15 protein-coding genes are annotated in these 17654 nt (G+C 31.1%); 8 read left to right on the top strand and 7 right to left on the bottom strand.

Annotated elements, in window-relative coordinates; all coding sequences use genetic code 11:
- The first annotated feature begins 4 nt into the window (after positions 1 to 4).
- The 3 genes from AC2I98_RS10530 (at position 5) to AC2I98_RS10520 (ending at position 3666) form a co-directional block, all read left to right on the top strand.
- Positions 5 to 1141, top strand: a complete 1137-nt coding sequence (locus tag AC2I98_RS10530) for a PKD-like domain-containing protein (protein WP_486411642.1) — start codon at positions 5 to 7, stop codon at positions 1139 to 1141.
- Between the two features lie 21 nt (positions 1142 to 1162).
- On the top strand, positions 1163 to 2017 hold the full coding sequence (locus AC2I98_RS10525; protein ID WP_486411641.1) for a DUF4465 domain-containing protein: 855 nt from the start codon (positions 1163 to 1165) through the stop codon (positions 2015 to 2017).
- 74 nt (positions 2018 to 2091) lie between these two features.
- Entirely contained in the window at positions 2092 to 3666 is a 1575-nt protein-coding gene (locus AC2I98_RS10520; protein WP_486411640.1) for a DUF5074 domain-containing protein, read from the top strand.
- 54 nt (positions 3667 to 3720) lie between these two features.
- Here the strand turns inward: AC2I98_RS10520 and AC2I98_RS10515 are convergent, their stop codons facing one another.
- Positions 3721 to 4182 carry an Lrp/AsnC family transcriptional regulator gene (locus tag AC2I98_RS10515; RefSeq protein WP_486411639.1) on the bottom strand — a complete coding sequence of 154 codons (462 nt, stop codon included), beginning with the start codon at positions 4180 to 4182 and terminating at the stop codon, positions 3721 to 3723.
- A 157-nt stretch (positions 4183 to 4339) separates the two neighbouring features.
- Between AC2I98_RS10515 and AC2I98_RS10510 the strand changes: the two genes are divergently transcribed.
- The gene (locus AC2I98_RS10510; RefSeq protein ID WP_486411638.1) at positions 4340 to 5455 is read left to right on the top strand and encodes a 5-methyltetrahydropteroyltriglutamate--homocysteine S-methyltransferase; all 1116 of its coding nucleotides are present in this window, start codon (positions 4340 to 4342) and stop codon (positions 5453 to 5455) included.
- A 42-nt stretch (positions 5456 to 5497) separates the two neighbouring features.
- Here the strand turns inward: AC2I98_RS10510 and AC2I98_RS10505 are convergent, their stop codons facing one another.
- From AC2I98_RS10505 to leuS, 4 genes are all read right to left on the bottom strand, one after another.
- Positions 5498 to 6439, bottom strand: a complete 942-nt coding sequence (locus tag AC2I98_RS10505) for a hypothetical protein (RefSeq protein ID WP_486411637.1) — start codon at positions 6437 to 6439, stop codon at positions 5498 to 5500.
- A gap of 7 nt (positions 6440 to 6446) precedes the next feature.
- Entirely contained in the window at positions 6447 to 7139 is a 693-nt protein-coding gene (locus AC2I98_RS10500; RefSeq protein ID WP_486411636.1) for a hypothetical protein, read from the bottom strand.
- A gap of 67 nt (positions 7140 to 7206) precedes the next feature.
- Positions 7207 to 7743 carry a GNAT family N-acetyltransferase gene (locus AC2I98_RS10495; RefSeq protein ID WP_486411635.1) on the bottom strand — a complete coding sequence of 179 codons (537 nt, stop codon included), beginning with the start codon at positions 7741 to 7743 and terminating at the stop codon, positions 7207 to 7209.
- An 88-nt stretch (positions 7744 to 7831) separates the two neighbouring features.
- The gene (leuS, locus tag AC2I98_RS10490) at positions 7832 to 10687 is read right to left on the bottom strand and encodes a leucine--tRNA ligase (protein WP_486411634.1); all 2856 of its coding nucleotides are present in this window, start codon (positions 10685 to 10687) and stop codon (positions 7832 to 7834) included.
- Positions 10688 to 10796: 109 nt separating this feature from the next.
- On the opposite strand from leuS, the gene AC2I98_RS10485 reads away from it, so the two are divergent.
- Positions 10797 to 11207, top strand: coding sequence for a hypothetical protein (locus tag AC2I98_RS10485; protein WP_486411633.1), 411 nt, complete (start codon positions 10797 to 10799; stop codon positions 11205 to 11207).
- Here AC2I98_RS10485 and AC2I98_RS10480 read toward each other — a convergent pair.
- Together AC2I98_RS10480 and AC2I98_RS10475 are read right to left on the bottom strand one after the other, a co-directional pair.
- A complete protein-coding gene (locus AC2I98_RS10480) occupies positions 11204 to 12232 on the bottom strand; it encodes a sensor histidine kinase (RefSeq protein WP_486411632.1) in 1029 nt (342 codons plus the stop codon). The two genes, AC2I98_RS10485 and AC2I98_RS10480, sit on opposite strands and share 4 nt — an antisense overlap.
- Before the next feature lie 9 nt (positions 12233 to 12241).
- Positions 12242 to 12922 carry a response regulator transcription factor gene (locus tag AC2I98_RS10475; protein ID WP_486411631.1) on the bottom strand — a complete coding sequence of 227 codons (681 nt, stop codon included), beginning with the start codon at positions 12920 to 12922 and terminating at the stop codon, positions 12242 to 12244.
- 206 nt (positions 12923 to 13128) lie between these two features.
- Here AC2I98_RS10475 and AC2I98_RS10470 point away from each other — a divergent pair, with 206 nt between their 5' ends.
- The 3 genes from AC2I98_RS10470 (at position 13129) to AC2I98_RS10460 (ending at position 17600) form a co-directional block, all read left to right on the top strand.
- Entirely contained in the window at positions 13129 to 15876 is a 2748-nt protein-coding gene (locus AC2I98_RS10470) for a TonB-dependent receptor domain-containing protein (protein WP_486411630.1), read from the top strand.
- Between the two features lie 34 nt (positions 15877 to 15910).
- The gene (locus AC2I98_RS10465; protein ID WP_486411629.1) at positions 15911 to 17077 is read left to right on the top strand and encodes a hypothetical protein; all 1167 of its coding nucleotides are present in this window, start codon (positions 15911 to 15913) and stop codon (positions 17075 to 17077) included.
- A gap of 196 nt (positions 17078 to 17273) precedes the next feature.
- Complete coding sequence (locus AC2I98_RS10460) at positions 17274 to 17600, top strand: DUF59 domain-containing protein (protein WP_221856371.1); 327 nt, start codon at positions 17274 to 17276, stop codon at positions 17598 to 17600.
- Positions 17601 to 17654 lie beyond the last annotated feature (54 nt).

Here is a 17654-nt window from a genome sequence, read left to right as displayed (position 1 = left end):
ACATATGAATTATTCAAAAATCTTACTAACTGCGCTAAGTTTTGCTTTGATACAAAGCTGTAGTGATGACGATAATATTATCGAATTAAATCCTGATAATGCAACTTTAGAAGCTTCTTATGATGCAACACGATTAAAAATCATCCCGATTGAGCCAACGATTTCTGGTTTCGAAAATGCGACATATACATGGAAATTTGGGAATGAAATTATCGGAAATGAAAAAACATTAGGTTTTGTTTCAGATAAAGCTGGTGATTATGATTTGACATTAGAAATAAAATCGTTAACCGATACTAAAACGTTACAAACAAAAATTATTGTCAAACAAGAAACAACGACATACAATAAATACATCGCACAAGTTTTTGATTATTTACCATCAATTGGTCAGTTTGTTAATAAACTTCCAGCTTTTGTAGATGGGGATAAGCAAGCTGAAATGACTGCTAAAGCAGAAAAAGAGTTGATTGGAAAAGAAACAGGAATGATCTCTTTAGGTGGATTTGGTGGTTATGTTGTTTTTGGCTTTGATCATACAATTATGAATAAGGTAAATAAACGTGATTTCAAAGTTTTAGGAAATGGTTTCGCTGGATCTTCTGAGCCTGGTATCATTATGGTTGCGTACGATAAAAATAAAAACGGAAAACCTGACGAAGACGAATGGTACGAAATTGCAGGAAGTGAGTATAAAAATCCGAATACAATAAAAAATTATTCGATCACATTTCAAAAACCAACTGTGGAAGATATTATTCCTAATCCTGAATATGTAAAATGGACAGATAATCAAGGAAAATCGGGCTATAAAACGAAAAATTCTTTTCATAAGCAATCGTATTATCCATTATGGTTTGGACAAAATGAACTGAAGTTTTCAGGAACACTTTTACCAAATAATTATTCCGAAAATAATGGAATTTGGACAGGAAAACAATATGCATATGGTTATGCAGATAATGCTCAAAATAGTTCCGAAGACTCAAATATTGATATTGATTGGGCTGTTGATAAAAACGGAAATCCAGTCAAATTAATGGGAATAGATTTTATCAAAATATACACAGGAACTAATCAGGAAGCGGGTTGGTTAGGCGAAATTTCAACTGAAGTAACTGGAGCTTACGATTTACATTAATAACATCATAAAATAATTAAAATGAATTTTAATTTTACGAAGAAACTCTTCTTTAATTTATTATTTGCGACAACATCATTCTTTTTTTTAGCATCATGTAGCAATGATGATAATACAGAATTAATTGAACAACAGAAATATGAAACGTTAGATTTATCAAAATTTGACCTTTCAAAAGGAACTTCTACAGCTGGAGGTAAAATCTGGGAAAGTACATATGTTGAAAATGCTGAACTAACTTCTGGAATTTTCAAATTTAATCACATTGCGTGGCCAGAATATCTTACATGGATGGGATTCACAGTTTCTAACAGCAATGATAATTCAAATCAAATAAGTAGTGAAGGAGGTTGGTTAGATAACCAATGGGGATCAATGGCAAAAGGAGGTGCTGATGGACAAGGAACACCATTTTTAGTTTCTTTTGCAGATCACAAACCATCAGACAAAGTTCTTAAATACGGAACAGAAGTAGATACTGATCGTTTCTCAAGTGTTGTAGAAATAACAGACTCTTCAAATAAATATAAAGCTAAAAGTGTAAAACTTGTGATGAGTCCATGGGCTTATTATGGGATTCTTAACGGAGATGATTATGCAAGAAAATTTGAAAAAGGCGATTATTTTGCTATTCATATTTATGGTGTTTCTGCAAATAAGCAATTAACTACCGAAAAACCTGTTACACATTATTTTGTTGATTTCAGAAACGGAATTAATAACATTTCAACAAATTGGCAAGATGTAGATCTTTCTGCTTTAGGAGAAGTAAAATACTTGATGTTTTTCTTAGAAACTACTGATGTAGGAAATTGGGGAGCAAATACAGCTTTATATTTTACAATGGATAAACTTAAGGTAGAAAAAATTCAATAACATCTCATTCTAAATATTTTTTATCCGGAGCTGTTATTTTTGGATGATGGTTTCGGATAGTTTAAAAACAACATATGAAAAAATTTTTACTTTCAATTTTTACGGTAGCAGCAATACAAACAAGTTTTGCACAAACAAAAGAATACACAAACGGTATTTTTATTTTGAATGAAGATTGGTTTGGTCATTCAAATGGATCAATCAATTTTTTAAATCAAGATAATACGGTTGATTACAATATTTATAAAACTGCAAACACAAACGAAGAATTAGGTGTAACACCTCCTTTTGCTACAATTTATGGCGATAATTTTTACATTGTTTCGAAACAAGGAAATCGTTTGGTGATTGCAGATGCTAAAACTTTACAAAAAAAGGCAAGTTTTACGACACTTGGAGGAGATGGAAGAAGTTTTGTTGGAGTAGATACAAAAACAGGATATGTAGGAACTTCGAGTGGACTTTATTTGTTTGATATTGAAAATATGAAGCAAGGAGCTTTAATCTCAGGAGCTGATAAAGTTGGTGCATTAGCCAATATGATACGTACATCAACTTATGTTTTTGCTGTAACTCAGAAAGGTGGAATCTTAGTAATCGATCCAAAAACACATACAATTAAACAAACTATCGCAGGTAGTTTTATTTCTGTTACACAAACAAAAGATGGAAACGTTTGGGGAGCATTAGCAAATAAGTTGGTTAAAATTAATCCAACTACATTAGAAACAACAGAAGTTGCAATTCCAACGAAAACAATTCCAAATACTTGGGGAGCGTGGAATGCAGGTAGTTTTACGGCTTCTTCTCAAGAAAATGCGATTTACTTTTTTCCAGGTTCTGGTTGGTCTGTGAGCCCAACAATGGTGAAATATGATGTAGACAAAAACGAGTTCAGCGAAAATTTTGCGACTATTCCAGGACAAGATGAGCAATACAAACAAGTTATTTATGGAGCTGGTTTGCGTGTAGATCCTGTAACAGATGAATTGATTGTAACGACAACAGAAAATGGTTATGGAACACATTACCAAAAAAACTGGATTCACAGATTTGATAACAAAGGAAATTTAATCAAGACAATTGCACTAGACGATTATTATTGGTTTCAATCTTTGCCAGTTTTTCCTGATAATTCAGCGCCAATTATTAATGACTTAGAAACAACTTATCATATTAATACAGCTACGACAATAGATTTGAAAGATAAAGTTTCTGACAATGATAATTTAGCTTTAGCGATTGTGAAGGATTTAGAAATTATCGAAAATGATGATGTTGTAGAAATTTCTATTAACGAAAATGATGAGTTAGTCATTAATCCATTAAAAAACGGAACAGCTAAAATAAAGCTATCATTCAATTCGAATGGAAAAGTTGTAGCGCAGACGGTTTCAATTTCAACAGCTGTTTTAGGAACAAATGAATTGAATAAATCTTCGGTAAATATTTACCCAAATCCTGTTAACAATTTATTGTTTATCGAAACAAATGAAGCTTCTAAAGCCGAAATTTTCGCTATTACAGGAAATAAAATAGCAGAGAAAACACTACAAAAAGGGAAAAATCAATTGGATGTTTCTACTTTACAAAAAGGTGTTTACTTCATAAAAGTTAACAACTCTACTTTCAAAGTAATTAAAAAGTAGTGTGTTATTTATTTGTGGAAAAAAGGTTGAGCTTAGCTCAACCTTTTGTTTTTATTAGAAATTAATCCCATATGTATTTTTTATTTCAGCCATTACAAAAGAACTGTGTGTACTTCCGATACTTTCTAATTCACCTAATTTATTAAAAACAAAATCTTGGTAATGTTTCATGTCTAAAACTTGTACTTTTAAGATGAAATCATATTCTCCAGAAATATTATAACATTCTACTACTTCATCTATTTTCAAAATATCTTCTACCAATTTATGACCAATTACACGATCATGTTGTTTCAATTTAATGTTACAAAAAACAATAAATCCTTTGTTTAATTTTTCAGCGTCTAAAACAGCTCTATAATTTTTTATATATCCTTGTTGTTCTAATCTTTTTATTCGCTCAAAAACTGGAGATGCAGATAAGTTTACCATTTCAGAAATCTTTTTTACAGTCAATTTTGAGTCTTTTTGTAGTATTCGAAGAAGCTCTAAATCTATTGCGTCTAATGTATCCATCAAAATATTATTCTTTTATCTAATTATATTTATTGTATTAAAGTGTAATATTTCATAAAAACACTTAATAAAAGTTAAAAATACTTATTTTTTACAATATTACAATTGAATGTTTTGTCTTTTTAAATTTGTGTAGATAAAAATTAAAAAAAAAGATATGTGTACAAAAGCAAATTTGAAAGTAGATACTGTTGGTAGTTTCTTAAGACCAAATAGATTAAAAGAAGCAAGACAAAAATTTGAGTTAAAAGAAATTTCTGTTGATGAATTACGTGAAATTGAAAATCAAGAAATTCAGAAAATTGTTGATAAACAAATAGAAGCGGGTTTAGAAGTAGTGACAGATGGCGAGTTTAGACAAAGTTATTGGCACTTAGATTTTTTTTGGGGATTCTCTGGTGTTGAACATAATTTAATGGAAAGAGGTTATTTATTTCATGGCGAAGAAACTCGAAATGATTCAGCTCGATTAACAGGTAAAATTAATTTTTCAGAAGATCATCCTTATTTTCAAGCTTTTCTTTTTCTAAAAGAAATTACGGCAAATAGAGCACTTGTAAGACAAAGTATCCCTGCTCCAGCACAATTTTATGCTGAATTGGTTCGCGAATCGAATGAAGAAAAAGTGAACGAATTTTATCCAAATAGAGAAGATTTATTTGCTGATATTTCTAAAGCTTATCGTGAGACAATTCTTAAATTTTATGAATTAGGTTGTCGCGATATAAAAATTGATGATTGTACTTGGGGAATGTTATGTGATCAAAATTTCTGGAAAAATATGGCTGGAGAAAATTACGATCAGACAGAATTACAAGAAATCTATTTAAAATTGAACAATGAAGCATTAAAAGATTTACCAAAAGATTTGCGACTATCTACGCATGTTTGTAGAGGAAATTATCATTCTACTTGGGCGACTTCTGGTGGATATGCACCAGTTGCTGAGTATCTTTTTGGAAAAGAAAATGTAGATAATTTTTATTTAGAATTTGATGATGATCGTTCAGGAGATTTCGAACCGTTAAAACATATACCAGCAAATAAAAATGTTGTTTTAGGATTAATTACAAGTAAAAATCCAACCTTAGAAGAAAAGTCAATAATTATCAATAGAATTAAAGAAGCGAGTAAATATATACCATTAAATCAGTTAAGTTTAAGTCTACAATGTGGATTTGCTTCAACAGAAGAAGGTAATATTTTAACAGAAGAAGATCAATGGAATAAAATACGATTGATCAAAGAAATTGCAGAAGAAGTTTGGAACTAAAAACTTTATTTTTAGGTTGAGCATTGCTCAACCTTTTGTATTTTAATAATAATTGATTGCACGTTTTACGATATATTTTATTTCTCCATTTGTGGAAATAGAAGCTGTTACCCAATTGTTTTTTGCATCGTATTCGTACGAAACTTGATAAGAAGTTAAAATGGTTTGCCCATTTCGGAAGGATTGTTTCTTAAAGTTCACAATTTCATTTTTCGAATCAAAATCAGCTTGATATACCAAAGCTTTATTGTTGTCAAATGATTGTAGTTTCGAAATATTTCCGTTTTCAAAGAACATGATCTTACTTGAATTTCCAACAATTTCTTCTTGAAAAACAGGTGTTTCTTTATCATAAATATAATAGGTTTTTCGACCTTTTTTTCCATCAAATGAAGTCATTTCGTCCAAAACCAATAAGCCATTTTTATTGTACGTCAAATTGTTTTCAGAAATCGTAGAACCTTCTACTTTCGTTGTGATTTTATTCAACTTATTCGAATAGTTAAACAGCGTTTCATAACTAGATTTTGATGATTTTCCTTCTATCTTTTCAGTCAAACTAATCAAGTGATTTTTGTTATCATAAACAAATGTTTTGTCCGAAGCAATTCGTTTAGGATCTTCACCATTGTTAATAACTGTATTCGTCTGTTTATCAATTAAATTTGAGTTATTGTAGTTGTAATTAACATAGTTATAAACAGCTAATTTTCCTTGATAATCTAAATAATTTGTTCGCTTTGTTAACAAACCTTTCGAATTAAATTCTAATGAAATTTGATTGTAAAATTCATTTTCTAAAAAAGGTAAAGTCGCCGAATTTCCTTTTGCATCTGTTGCTGTAGAAATTACTTTTTCAACCTTTCCTTTTAGATTAAAATCTACTAAAGTCGTTTTTATTTCGTAGTCGTTTGTCGAAATTTTTTGTGCAAAATTTAGTTGTGTTATTCCTAAAAAAAGTGTCGTAACAATTATTTTTTTCATCTTTTGTTTAAAATTGATAACCGATTTTAAAGTTAAGATTTAAATTGAAACCTGTCATCGTTCCTTCTTTTTTATAATGATTTTCTAAACCTCCCATAAAATCATCAAAAATTTTAGTTTCTACGCTTTGCATATTATCGATATTAGAATAGTTTACTTTTCGTGTTTTGACTCCGAAACCAATTTTTGGCATTAGTATAAGACCTTTGTGCAATTGTATAAAAACATTATAATTAAGATTTATTCCATATTTTTCTCGTTTGTAATCGGAAGTATCATAAGAATATAAATAAGAAAAATTTTGATCATCTTTTCGATAAAATTCTCCATTTTCGAGATGATCTGTATGATGAATATAAAATAACTCCGAGGAAATAAGATGTTTTACTTTTCCTCCAGGATTGATATTTACATAAAATTCAGGACGAATTTCAACTATTTGATAGTCATCGTTTATTTTGTATTTAGGTTTGTGACTTACAGGAATACTTTTAGCGCTTCCATATCCAATATCAGTACCAATCCAATAATGTTCATTAATCTTATATAGGTAACCAAATGTCCATCTTGGCGGAGATAATGTAGCGGAAAGAACATTTAGTGAAACGACATTTTTACGTTCATCATTTGTTTTTTCTTGTGCAAAAATAAATTGTGCGAAAGCTAAATTTAATAAAATAAAAAGATAATTCTTTCTCATAAATAGTGTTTAAATCTAAGAGAAAGAATTACTTAAAAGGTTGCGTTATGATTGTATTGAGTATTAATTATTTTTTTAATTCGTACCAAAAACAATCTAAATTCCACATGTCAAAATGAAATGTTTCGGTTACCTCGAAGCCTAATTTTTCTAATACATTTCTTGATGCTATATTATTAACATGCGTTATTGCGTTAAGTTTAATATGCGACATATTTTTTCTGTAATATTCCATACAAGCTTCTGCTGCTTCGGTTGCATAACCTTTTCCCCAAGCTTCTTTTCTGTAACGATATCCGATATCAATAAAGTCGAATTTATTATTCATCGATTCGCTTTCGATAATATATTTAAAACCAGTCCAACCAATCATTTTACCTGTTTCTTTTTCTACAACAGCAAGACGACCATGTCCAAGTTCTTCATATTGTTTTTGGATATCTTCAATAACTTCTTTTGTTTCATCTATAGATTTGATCGGATCTTTTTTTAGAAATTCATGAACTTCTGGTTGAGAATCCATTTCAAAAAAATCTTGTAAATCATCAATCGTAATTGGTCTGATGATTAATCGTTCTGTTTCTAATATAGGTGTGTATTTCATAAAAATTGAGGTTCAATTATAAGTAAATAAATTTAATAAAAAAGCCGAGTAATTTACTCGGCTCAAAATTTATATTTTTATCCAAAAATTATCCAACGATATTGATGATTTTTCCAGGAACAATAATAATATTTTTTGGAGTACGATCGCCTAATTGTTTGATTGTACGTTCGTCGTTCATTACAATTTCTTGAATTTCTTCTTTTGATAAGGTTAAAGGTAATTCTAATAAGAATTTCATTTTACCATTAAACGAAACAGGATATTCTTTAGCATCTGCAACTAACCATTTCTCATCAAATGCTGGGAAATCTGCCAAAGCAATAGAAGTTTCGTTTCCTAATTTAGCCCATAATTCTTCAGCAATATGTGGTGCATAAGGAGAAATAATAATTGCCAAAGGTTCTAAAATTGCACGTTTATTTGATTTTAATTTTCCTAATTCGTTTACAGCAATCATAAATGTAGAAACCGACGTATTGAAAGAGAAATTGTTTACATCTTCATCTACTTTTTTGATTGATTGATGCAATACTTTCATCTCTTCTTTTGTTGGTTCGTCATCAGAAACGAAGAAAGTTTCTTCTGCTCCTGAATGATATAAACGCCAGAATTTTTTTAAGAACGAATAAACACCCGATAAACCTTGCGTATTCCATGGTTTTGTTTGTTCTAATGGACCTAAGAACATTTCATATAAACGTAATGCATCAGCTCCATATTCGTCACAAATAGTATCAGGAGAAATAACGTTAAACTTAGATTTTGACATCTTTTCAACTTCACGTCCTGTGATGTATTTTCCATCTTCTAAAATAAATTCAGCAGTAGCATAATCTTCGCGCCAAGCTTTGAATTTATCTGTATCTAATTCATCACCTCCATCTTTTAACATGTTTACATCAACGTGGATTGGAGTTGTTTCGTGTTGATCTTTTAAACCTTTAGAAACAAATGTATTTGTACCATTAATGCGGTATGCAAAAGCACTCATTCCTAAAATCATTCCTTGGTTGATTAACTTCTTCGCATATTCGTCTGTAGGAACTAAACCTTTATCGAATAAGAATTTTTGCCAAAAACGAGAATATAATAAGTGACCAGTTGCATGCTCAGATCCACCCATATATAAATCTACATTTTGCCAATAATCAACAGCTTCTTTTGATACAAAATCGTTCTCATTTTTTGCATCCATATAACGTAACCAATACCAAGAAGAACCTGCCCAACCTGGCATTGTATTTAGTTCTATTGGGAAAATAGTTTCGTTATTGATTAAAGTATTATCTACAACTTGATTCGTTGTTGTATCAAAAGCCCATTTTGTTGCACGTCCTAAAGGTGGCTCACCTTCAGAAGTTGGTAAATATTCGTCAACTTCAGGTAAAATAATTGGTAAAGCTTCTGTAGGAATTGTGTAAGGCATTTCGTCTTTGAAATAAACCGGAACTGGTTCTCCCCAATATCTTTGACGAGAGAAAACAGCTTCGCGTAAACGGAAGTTTGTTTTACCTTTTCCAAAACCTTTTTCTTCTAAAGCTTCAATTGCTTTTGCAACTGCTTGTTTATAATCTAATTCGTTTAAGAAATCAGAATCTTGTAATTCGAATCCACCTTTTTCTGTAAAAGCAGCTTCAGAAATATCTTGTCCTTTAAAAATATTTACAGTTGGTAAATTGAAATGATTTGCAAAAGCAAAATCACGCTCATCACCAGCAGGAACAGCCATTACAGCTCCAGTTCCGTAAGATGCTAATACATAATCACCAATCCAAATCGGAATTTGTTTTCCAGTAAATGGATGAGTTGCGTAAGCCCCTGTAAATTCTCCTGTAATATTCTTAGCATCTGCTAAACGATCACGTTCAGAACGTTTTGATGTGAAATCTACATATGCATCAACTTTCGCTTTATTTTCTGCTGTTGTGATTTGAGAAACCAAAGGATGTTCTGGCGCTAATGTTACGTATGAAACACCGAAAACTGTATCAGGACGAGTGGTGAAAACTTCAATTTTTTCATCGTTTCCTGCAACATCAAAAAAGATTGATGCACCTTGAGATTTTCCAATCCAATTGCGTTGTGCTTCTTTAATTGCGTCTGGCCAATCGATTCCATCTAATCCAGATAATAAACGATCTGCATAAGCTGTGATGCGCATCATCCATTGTGTCATTTTTTTACGAACAACAGGGAATCCTCCACGTTCAGACAATCCGTTAATCACTTCATCATTTGCTAAAACAGTTCCTAAATCTGGACACCAGTTTACTTCTGCTTCTGCTAAAAATGTTAAACGATATTTCAATAAAATAGTTTGTTGCTCTCTTTCAGAATAAGCGTTCCATTGCTCAGCTGAGAAAATTTCGATATCTTCATCTGCAACTGCATTAACATTAGCATTTCCTTCTGTTCTAAAAGTTTCAACTAATTTACTGATTGGTTCAGCCTTATCAGTTGAATTATCGTAATAAGAATCAAATAATTGATTAAAAATCCATTGTGTCCATTTGTAATATTCTGGCTCAGAAGTACGGATTTCACGATCCCAGTCATATCCTAAACCAATCTTTTTCATTTGGTTTTCGTAACCAGCAATCACATTTCCTTGTTTATCAACACCACCTTCGATATTCGTTGTTGTTGTAATCGCAGGATGTTGACCTGTTTGAATCGCATATTGCTCCGCAGGCAAACCAAAAGAATCGTAACCCATTGGGTGTAAAACGTTGAAACCCTTTAATTTTTTGTAACGAGAATAAATATCAGATGCAATATACCCAAGTGGATGACCTACGTGCAAGCCAGCTCCAGATGGATAAGGAAACATATCTAATACATAAAATTTTGGTTTTTCTGATTGATTATCAGCTTTGAACGTCTTGTCTTCAATCCAAAATTTTTGCCATTTTGGTTCGATTTCATTCGGATTATATTGCATTATCGGAAGTTATATTAAAATTAAATTAGTGCAAATTTACATTTTTTATGTATCTTTTAACTTAGAAAGACGATATTTGTACGTTAATAATCAACACCTAAACCAAACCATGAAAAAAGAATTGATATTTTACTATATCGGTATACTTGTTTTTTTTACTATCCTGATATTTTCTGTTCGACATATTGTGAATACGACACGTATTTTTGTGAGTTATGAAGATGGATTTAATCCCATTCATATAAAATGGAATGTAGATGCAAAAGACTCTACACTGCGAGTAAAAGATCCCATGTATTTGAAAAATGAATATTATTTGATTGATTATAAAGATAAATCGTTTTTAGAAAAAGATACAGTAATGTATGCCGAAATGTTTGATGATTCGTTAGCAACAAAAGGGAACATATTGAATATTCAACCGCCTTATTTTATATGGAAAGATGCTAAAAATGATACATTGAAAGTTTTCAAACGTAGTATTACGTTGAAATTTACCAAGAAAAAAGAGCACTATTAACTTTTCTGTAAATAGAAAGAAAAAGTAGAACCCTTCCCAATTTTACTTGTCACATAAATTTTTTGTTTATGCGCTTCTAAAATATGTTTTACAATCGCTAAGCCTAATCCAGAACCTCCATTATTACGATTTCTTGATTTATCTACACGATAAAAACGCTCAAAAATTCGGTCAATATCCTCTTGTTTTATTCCAACACCTTCATCTTTGATTGAAATCTGAATTTTGTCATCATATTCTTCAAAATCAATCGAAACTTCTGTATTTGGATTTGAATAATTGATTGCATTTACAATCAAATTAATTAAAACTTGTTGTATTTTTTGAATATCACCCACGACTTTTATCGGTTGATGAATTGGATAATTTAGCGAAATTTTGATGTTATTTTTTTCTGCTTTTATTTCTAACAAATCAATCACATCTTGAACAAGAGCTGTTAAATTGAAAACTGAAAACTCGATGTTGATTCGTCCACGTTCTAACTCCGAAATCATATCCAAATCTTTTACCAAATAAATTAATCGATCAACCGATTTATTAATTCGATTTAAGTATTTGTCACGAATCGATTCGTCTTCAACACCACCTTCAATCAATGTTAACAAATAACCTTGTACCGAAAAAAGAGGCGTTTTCAATTCATGTGAAATGTTTCCTAAGAAATCTCGTCGGTAATTTTCTCGCTCATGTAAAACATCTATTTCTTTGGATTGATCTTCTGTAATGGTTGATATTTTTTGAGAAAGTTCTTCAAAATCCATTGTACTGGATTGAAATTGTGGAATATTTTTCGAGATTTCAGTGAAATCTTTTCTTCGTTGATTTTTTAAAGAAAACCAATAAAAAATGGTTAAGCCAATCAATAAAAGAATCATCAAACTGATGAAAAATAATTTTTCTTGGAGAATAAATTCAATATTTCCAAACCATAAAAAAGAGAACAAAACAAATCCTAAAGCCAAGATTAGTGTACTGAGAAAGGCATATAGAAAGATGTTTTGAACTTTGAAAGTTGAAGCCATTACGAGCTTTTAGTCATTTATTTTGTATCCGATTCCTTTGATTGTAGAGAAACGATCGTTCCCAAATTTCTCGCGCAATTTTCGCATATGTACATCAATTGTACGACCTCCAACAACGACTTCGTTTCCCCAAACTTTTTCTAAAATCTCTTCGCGTTTAAAAACTCGCTCAGGATTTGAAGCTAATAAAGCAATCAATTCGAATTCTTTTCTTGGTAATAAAAAGTCTTCTCCTTGGAAATTTACTTTATAGGTTTCGCGGTTAATCTCGAAATTATTTAGCTTGATAAATTCGTCTTTTGGTGCTTCGTTAGGTTGTTTTAACTTCAATAAGGCATTTAGTTTACTCACTAAAACTTTTGGTTTGATTGGTTTTAAAATATAATCATTTGCACCAGCATCATAACCTGCTAATTGAGAAAAATCTTCGGCGCGAGCAGAAAGAAAAACGACTAAAGTATCTTGAAAAGAATCTAATTTACGCAATTCTGCACACATTTCCATTCCGTCCATTTGCGGCATCATCACATCTAATAGAATCAAATCTGGGCGGAAAATTTTGGCTTGTTTCAATCCTTCTACACCATTTTGAGCAGTTTCTATTTCAAACCCTTCTTTTTTTAAGTTGTAACCAATAAACTCTAAGATATCTGGTTCGTCGTCAACTAATAAAATTTTAATGTTCTTCATAATTGTTTGTAATAACTAAATAAAATTAGTTGATGTAAAATTAAGCTTAAATTTTAGGAGAACTCAACCAAAAACATTTCTTAACATTCATTTAAAATTACGATAATTTCATAACAATTACCTAACAAAACCTTTACAATTTCTAAAAATGTTTTTCATTGGAATCCAACAACTTTGCAAACAACAAACACGAATTATCAAACGCAATGAAACGCAATTTAACTTTACTTTTATTATTAGGATCAGTAGCATTGTTTGCACAAACTAATATTAAATTAGAAGGAACACTATTTGATCAACAAACGAATGAACCACTTTCTGGAAAATCTTTTACGGTTGAAGGGTTGAATATACAAGCTAAAACTGACGAAAAAGGTCACTACGAAATTTCTGTTCCAGACGATGTTTATCAACTTGATATTAAAGTTGATGGTTATCAATCAATTTCTCAAAACTTATCAGACTCGAATACATTAAACATGTATTTGAAGCCAGAAGATTTTAAAGATGGTAAAATTGATTTATCAGCAGCAGTTGTCACAGGACGAAAAGATAAATCTGGAGAAGCATCTTTACTTAATATACAGAAGAAATCTGTGAAAATGGTGGAGAATATTGGTGCTGCAGAATTGGATCGTAAAGGTGTAAGTGATGCGGCATCGGCAGTTGCAAAAATGGCTGGTGTTACTAAGCAAGAAGGCACGGGGGATGTTTTTGTACGTGGATTAGGAGATCGTTATAATTATACTTCATTGAATGGTTTACCAATTCCTTCAGAAAATCCAAGTAACAAGAATGTTAAACTGGATTTATTTCCAACAGATGTTATTGATTATATTTCGTTGAGCAAAACATTCAATGTAAGAATGATGGCTGATTTTGGTGGAGCAAATATTGATATTGCATCAAAATTATATGAAGGAAATGGTTTATTAGAAATCGGAACTGGATTAAATCTTAATTCAAATGCGATTACAAATAAGAACTTCAATTTGCAAGATGGACCAAATTGGTTTGGTTTTCAAAAAACGAAAATTCCAGCAAATGCAACAACTGGATATCATTTTACAAATAGTTTCAATCCACAATCTAAATCTGCTGTAGCTGGAGGTTTCAATATAAAAGGAGGTAAAAGTTACAAGTTTGAAAACGGAGCAAAATTCGGATTCTTTGCAACAGCTTCTTTTGATAATTCAGCTCAAAGTATCGAGAAAGGTTTAGCACGTTCTGTAGATGCTCAAGGAAATAATTTGAAAGGTTTCAATGAGTATACAAAAGATAGTTATAATACGAATACAACAGGAATGGTGAATCTGTATTATGATTTTAACCCAAATAATCGATTAAGAGCAAATAGTATTTTTATTAACAATACTTCTCAAAGTTTACAAGAATATAAAGGTTTTATTAGAGATTTAGCGGAAGATAATAATGGATTTATTCGCAGAGGAACTTATGAAAGAAACCAAGTTTTTGTCAATCAATTATTAGGTGACCACAGGTTAGATGATAAATCTGAGTTTCATTGGGGAATTTCATACAATACGGTGAAACAAGATATGCCAGATCGTTTGCAAAATACAATGCGTTTGGATAAGCAATCTGGACAATATGTATTAGCTTCTCAAGATGCTTCGTTAAGTAATCGTTATTACCAAAATCTTAATGAGAACGAGGTTTCTGCAAACTTGGAATATAACCGAGTGTTTGGTGGAGATTTGAAAGATTATAAAGCTAAAATTTCTATTGGATACCAAGGTAGACACAAAGAAAGAGATTTTGAAGCGAATCAATTTAATTTCAAAATTTTGAGAAGTGGAATTCAAGTTGATCCAAATAATTTAGATGCTTTCTTCAACCAGTCTAATTATGGTTCAGGTTTCGAAATCACAACGTTTGATATCAAATCTGACGGAAGTTATAGATCACAAGTTTACAGCGGACAAAAAGATATTCAAGTTGGTTTTGCAGAGGTAGAATATAATTTTACAGATCGATTAACAGCTGTTTTGGGCGTTCGTGCAGAATATCTTAAACAAAGTATCGATTGGTACACAGCATTATCACAAGGTAAAAATTCATTCGATCAATTCGAATTATTACCAAGTTTGATGTTACGTTATAAATTAACAGATAATCAAAACTTACGCTTCGCTACATCTAAAACCTATACATTACCTCAATTCAAAGAAACTGCTATGTTTGTTTATGAAGATGTAACAGAAACTTTCCGTGGAAATCCAATGTTATATCCGTCAACAAATTACAATGCAGACATTAAATGGGAATGGTTCCCGAAAAGTGGAGAAGTAATCTCTTTGGGAGGTTTCGGGAAATATATTCAAGATCCAATCAATACAACAACAATTGCTTCATCATCTAATGATATTTCTTACGCAAATACAGGTGATTGGGGATATGCAGTTGGTGCAGAATTAGAGGTTAGAAAATCAATTTTAGATAATAAAACATCTAATCCAGAACAATTAACTGTTGGTTTTAATGGAGCTTATATGTATTCTAATCAAGAATTGGATAATGAAAAAGTGTATAACGAAACATTGTTCAATGGTCAACGTATCAATACCAACTTTACAAATGCAGAAGATGCTTTTACAGGGGCTTCTAAGTTTATTACAAATGCAGATTTATCTTATTCTAAGAAATGGGCAAGCGGAGGAAGTGTAATGGCGACTGTGGCTTATAACTATTTCTCTGATCGTATTTATGCGCTTGGAACTGAAACAAGAGGAAATCAAGTAGATAAAGGATTTAGCACATTAGATTTCATTTTACGTTCGAAATTGAATAAAAATATCGGAATCAATTTCTCTGCTAAAAATCTATTAAATCCAACGATAGATCGTGTTCAAGAAAACTTGAATGGAGATGTAAAAACATTAAGCTATAAAAAAGGAATGAACTTCGGTTTATCTGTTAACTATCAATTTTAAAACAATTAAAACAAACACAATAAAACATTTAATTATGAAAAAATCAATTTTAAAACTATTTTTAGTAGGAGCATTTTCTACATTAGCCTTGACAAGTTGTAGTAACGATGATGATAATGGAGACATTAATACAAATCCTTCAGGATTTGTTGCGAATCCTGCTGATTTTAAAGGTGAATTAAAAAGTGGAGATAAAATTACTTTAGATGCATCAAAAATATACTACTTAACAGGAAAAATTCAAGTTAATGACGGAGCTGAATTAATAATTCCTGCTGGTACACTAATCGTTGCTAACGGAGGTACATCTTCTTTTATAGCTGTTGCGCAAGGAGGAAAAATATTTTCGAACGGAACTTCTGCTAAACCAGTTGTATTTACATCAGATAAAAAAGCACCAGGTTCTTGGGGAGGTGTAGTTTTATGTGGTAAAGCACCTATTAACAAGGCAAAAACAGCTACTGCTGAGGTTTCTGAATTAACATATGGTGGTGATGTTGCAAATGATAATTCTGGTACAATTACCTATACTCGTATTGAATATGCAGGAGCAATTTATAATTCTGAAAAAGAATTTAATGGACTTTCTTTATTTGGTGTTGGTAACGGAACTAAAATTGAATATGTACAAATGTATGCAGGTTCTGATGATGGAATCGAATTCTTTGGTGGAACTGTTAACACAAAATATATTGTATCAAATGAAAACGAAGATGATCAGTTTGACTGGACAGAAGGTTGGATTGGTACAAACGAATATTGGTACGGAAAAGAAGGTCGTAGCAAAGGAAATAGAGGTATAGAAGCGGATAACAATTCAAGTAATCATACCTTAACTCCAATTTCTAATCCTACAATTAGATATGTAACTTTAATTGGTTTAGGAACTTCTTATACAGGAGAAGGAGAAAATCAAGCAATGAAATTACGTGTTGGTACGAAAGGAAAATTCGAGAATTTTGTTTTAGCAAACTGGGCAAAAGGTATCGATATCGAACATGATGCTACAATCTCTTGGATTCCAAATGATTTATTCTTGAAAAACGTACAATTTATTAACGTTGGAGTAGAAGCAACAGGTAAAACTTCTGCAGGTGCAGCAGTTAACGTTTCTAATGCTTATGCAAAAGCAGATAATACAGGAGCTGGAAATGGTGTGGATACACCAACTTGGGCTAAAGGTTGGACAGTAGGTCTATAATTAAAACTATATAATGATAAAACTTTTCTTATAAAAAAGTTCTTCGTGTTTGTAAATCGCTTTTTTGGGTTCTCCAGAAAAGCGATTTTCTATACTTATAAATATTTTATTTTAAATCATTAAAAATAGTTATTTAGAAAAATTCCACGTAAGCTAAACTATTCGTACATTTGCAGAACAATAACAATTGATAACAATGGCATTAACAGAACAACAATTAGATTCGATTGGAGAGAAATTGGTTGAAAAATTCAAAACAGTTTATGATCCAGAGATTCCAGTTGATATATATGAATTGGGATTGGTTTATGATGCGCAAGTGAATGCAGATGGTGAGGTAAAAGTTACCATGACCTTGACATCTCCAAACTGTCCAGTGGCTGAAAGTTTACCTTTAGAGGTAGAACAGCGCGTAGAAGAGATAGAATACGTATCAAAATGTTACGTAGAAATCACGTTTGATCCACCTTGGGATAGAGACATGATGAGCGAAGAAGCAAAATTTGAATTAGGAATGTTATAACTTAACATTCCTAATTTTTTTGTATTTTAATCCAACTAAATCAAAACACTAATA

It is taken from the genome of Empedobacter sp. EJD.6dd, from assembly GCF_057369435.1.
This window is presented reverse-complemented; position numbering and strand designations above follow the sequence as displayed.

Excerpts from the sequence above, each read along its gene's own strand:
- AC2I98_RS10530 (WP_486411642.1), top strand. The coding sequence starts at position 5 with ATGAATTATTCAAAAATCTTACTAACTGCGCTAAGTTTTGCTTTGATA.
- leuS (WP_486411634.1), bottom strand. The coding sequence starts at position 10,687 with ATGCAATATAATCCGAATGAAATCGAACCAAAATGGCAAAAATTTTGG.
- AC2I98_RS10460 (WP_221856371.1), top strand. The coding sequence starts at position 17,274 with ATGGCATTAACAGAACAACAATTAGATTCGATTGGAGAGAAATTGGTT.
- AC2I98_RS10520 (WP_486411640.1), top strand. The coding sequence starts at position 2,092 with ATGAAAAAATTTTTACTTTCAATTTTTACGGTAGCAGCAATACAAACA.
- AC2I98_RS10500 (WP_486411636.1), bottom strand. The coding sequence starts at position 7,139 with ATGAGAAAGAATTATCTTTTTATTTTATTAAATTTAGCTTTCGCACAA.
- AC2I98_RS10485 (WP_486411633.1), top strand. The coding sequence starts at position 10,797 with ATGAAAAAAGAATTGATATTTTACTATATCGGTATACTTGTTTTTTTT.
- AC2I98_RS10495 (WP_486411635.1), bottom strand. The coding sequence starts at position 7,743 with ATGAAATACACACCTATATTAGAAACAGAACGATTAATCATCAGACCA.
- AC2I98_RS10510 (WP_486411638.1), top strand. The coding sequence starts at position 4,340 with ATGTGTACAAAAGCAAATTTGAAAGTAGATACTGTTGGTAGTTTCTTA.
- AC2I98_RS10475 (WP_486411631.1), bottom strand. The coding sequence starts at position 12,922 with ATGAAGAACATTAAAATTTTATTAGTTGACGACGAACCAGATATCTTA.
- AC2I98_RS10515 (WP_486411639.1), bottom strand. The coding sequence starts at position 4,182 with ATGGATACATTAGACGCAATAGATTTAGAGCTTCTTCGAATACTACAA.
- AC2I98_RS10505 (WP_486411637.1), bottom strand. The coding sequence starts at position 6,439 with ATGAAAAAAATAATTGTTACGACACTTTTTTTAGGAATAACACAACTA.
- AC2I98_RS10465 (WP_486411629.1), top strand. The coding sequence starts at position 15,911 with ATGAAAAAATCAATTTTAAAACTATTTTTAGTAGGAGCATTTTCTACA.
- AC2I98_RS10470 (WP_486411630.1), top strand. The coding sequence starts at position 13,129 with ATGAAACGCAATTTAACTTTACTTTTATTATTAGGATCAGTAGCATTG.
- AC2I98_RS10525 (WP_486411641.1), top strand. The coding sequence starts at position 1,163 with ATGAATTTTAATTTTACGAAGAAACTCTTCTTTAATTTATTATTTGCG.
- AC2I98_RS10480 (WP_486411632.1), bottom strand. The coding sequence starts at position 12,232 with ATGGCTTCAACTTTCAAAGTTCAAAACATCTTTCTATATGCCTTTCTC.